This window comes from Candidatus Aquicultor sp. (assembly GCF_054640775.1).
Genome location: NZ_JBTSLF010000267.1, coordinates 1 through 3,068, shown reverse-complemented (window position 1 = coordinate 3,068; position 3,068 = coordinate 1). Strand labels below are relative to the sequence as shown.

3 protein-coding genes are annotated in these 3,068 nt (G+C 53.7%); all 3 read left to right on the top strand.

The window, feature by feature from the left end:
* Window positions 1-913 (top strand): dihydroorotase (locus ACYC56_RS13915; protein ID WP_461374772.1); only part of this gene is annotated, 913 nt, incomplete at its 5' end.
* Complete coding sequence (gene carA / locus ACYC56_RS13910) at window positions 907-2,061, top strand: glutamine-hydrolyzing carbamoyl-phosphate synthase small subunit (protein WP_461374773.1); 1,155 nt, start codon at window positions 907-909, stop codon at window positions 2,059-2,061. The genes ACYC56_RS13915 and carA, both read left to right, overlap by 7 nt.
* A 251-nt stretch (window positions 2,062-2,312) precedes the next feature.
* The coding region (locus tag ACYC56_RS13905; protein WP_461374771.1) for a carbamoyl phosphate synthase preATP-grasp domain-containing protein at window positions 2,313-3,068 on the top strand (756 nt) is incomplete at its 3' end.

Genomic DNA, 3,068 nt, shown 5'->3' with positions numbered 1-3,068 from the left:
GGGCGAGTTGATAAAAGCGGGCGTAGTCGGGTTTTCGGATGACGGCAAATGCGTTATGAACAGCCAGCTCATGCGCCGCGCCCTTGAATATACCAAGATGTGGGACAAGCCGGTCATCTCACACGCAGAGGACGAACTACTGGCCCGCAACGGGCAAATCCACGAGGGCTACTGGTCGACCGCGCTCGGCCTGAAAGGGATTCCGCCGGCCGCTGAGGAAGTCATCGTAGCGCGTGATATCATCCTCGCCGAGCTTACCGGGGGCAAGCTTCATATAGCCCACTTAAGCACGGCGGGCAGTCTAGACCTGGTGAAGCGTGCAAAAGAGCGCGGTGTTAATGTGACCTGCGAAGTCACCCCACACCACCTTATCCTGACAGACGAGAACCTGCAGGGCTACGATACCAACTTTAAGGTAAACCCGCCGCTTCGCACGGCTGCGGATATCGAGGCGCTTCGCAAAGGCTTAAAAGACGGAGTCATCGACGCCATCGCAAGCGACCACGCCCCGCACGCCCGTCACGAAAAGGAGAGTGAATTCGATTACGCCCCGTTCGGCATGATCGGCCTCGAAACCACACTCGGTCTTATCTTTACCGAGCTGGTCGATAGGGGCGTGCTAAGCTTAAGCGAAGCCGTCGCCAAGATGAGTATAGGTCCATCACGTATCCTTGGAATTCCTAAAGGAAGCCTGGGGATAGGCGAGGACGCAGATCTGATAATACTAGATACTAACGCTATGCTTGAGGTTAATGCTAGCAAATTCCAGTCCAAGAGCATCAACTCACCATATATCGGAAGCGCATTAAAAGGCGTGGTAAAGGATGTATTTACCGCCGGGAAACCGGTGATTAAGGATAAAGTATTCGTTGATAGTTACGGAGAGAAACAGTTTAGCAGAGTCGCATTTTAAAGAAGAAGAAAGCGATACTGGCGCTGGAAGACGGGAAGGTCTTTTACGGGTATGGGTTTGGCGCGACCGGCGAGACTACCGGTGAGGTCGTCTTTAACACCAGCATGACCGGTTACCAAGAGATCCTGACAGATCCATCCTATGCGGGACAAATCGTGACGATGACCTACCCGCTGATCGGCAACTACGGCGTCAACAAGGACGATCACGAGTCACGCAAACCATTTGTCGAGGGGTTTGTGGTGCGCGAGTCCTCATCGGTTTATAGCAACTGGCGGGCGCAAGGGTCACTGCAGGAATTTCTGGCCAATAACGGGATAATGGGCATAGAAGGAGTCGATACCAGGGCGCTCACCAGGCATATCAGAAGCATCGGCGCCATGCGGGGGATAATCTCGGTCGATGCCGATAGCGAGGCCGCAGTGGTCGAGAAGGCGAAAAACTCCCCGACGATGGTCGGGCGCGACCTGGTAAAAGACGTAACGGTCGAAAAACCGTACTCATGGACCAATAACGAGAAGGGTATCCACAAAGTAGTCGCGTTTGATTTCGGTATAAAAGCGAATATCATACGCTGCTTATCGAATGCGGGTTGCAATATTAACGTAGTGCCGGCCACTACCTCTGCCGAGGAAGTCCTAAAGATGAATCCCGACGGGGTATTTCTCTCCAACGGCCCCGGCGACCCGGCTGCCGTAACGTATGCCATCAAGACAATCGAGGGCCTACTCGGCAAAAAGCCGATTTTCGGTATCTGCCTCGGTCATCAGCTGCTATCGCTCGCGTTAGGCGGCGAGACGTATAAACTAAAATTCGGGCATCGCGGCGGCAACCAGCCGGTTAAAAACCTGCTGAACGGCCGCGTCGAGATAACAAGCCAGAACCACGGCTTTGCCGTCGATCCGAAATCGCTCAACATAAAAGAGCAACCCTGGCAGGTCGGCCAGAGTATCCCGCAGGGCGGCTGGGGAGGCACAAGCAAAGCCGGCAAAGTCGAGGTCACGCATATCAACTTAAACGACGGCACAGTCGAGGGCCTCCGCTGCCTGGAGATACCGGCATTCTCCGTCCAATATCACCCGGAAGCAGCGCCGGGTCCGCACGACGCCCGGTACTTGTTCGACCAGTTTATTGGCATGATGGCATAGCCATCATGCCAGCGATTAGCGAAGAGCGATTAGCGATTGGGTGTGGATCGAGAAAGTGGGTCTAAGAAAGCTATGAGCCACAAGCTAGTATGTATAGATTACGATGGGAGTAACTGATGAGGGTACTCGTCATAACTTTCCCTAATCGCCAATCGCCCCTCGCTAATCGCTGGTTTTGATTGGGCACGAGCCTAGTAATTAAATGAGAGTTATTTAAAGACGTTAACAGTTACGTAGCAGGAAGAAGGGTTATGCCAAGAAGAAACGATATCCAAAAAATACTAATCATCGGTTCGGGACCGATAATCATCGGACAGGCGTGTGAGTTCGACTACTCGGGCACCCAGGCATGCAAGGTCCTTAAGGAGGATGGTTTTGAGGTCGTGCTGGTCAACAGCAATCCGGCGACCATCATGACCGATCCCGAGTTCGCCGACCGTACCTACATCGAGCCGATTACCCCTGAAGTGGTTGAGAAGATCATCGAGAAAGAGAGGCCGCAGGCGCTCTTGCCGACGATTGGCGGGCAGACCGGCCTTAACACGGCCGTTGCGCTTGCCGAGAACGGCGTGCTCGACAAATACGGCGTCGAGTTGATAGGCGCAAAGCTGCCGGCGATTCGAAAAGCCGAGGACAGAAGCGAGTTTAAGGCCGCCATGGAGAAAATCGGCCTTGAAGTGCCGCGAAGCGGCTTCGCCTACAACTTAAACGATGCGCTGAAACTCGCAGAGGATTTCGGGTTTCCGCTGGTTATCCGTCCCAGTTTTACCCTGGGTGGCACCGGCGGCGGTATAGCCTTCAACCAGGAAGAATATATAAATATCGTTTCGAATGGGTTAATGCTCAGCCCTGTTTCCGAGCTTTTAATAGAAGAGTCCGTCATCGGATGGAAAGAGTACGAGCTTGAGGTCATGCGCGACCTTAAGGACAACGTCGTCATCATCTGCTCGATCGAGAACTTCGACCCCATGGGGATTCACACAGGCGACTCCATCACGGTCGCCCCC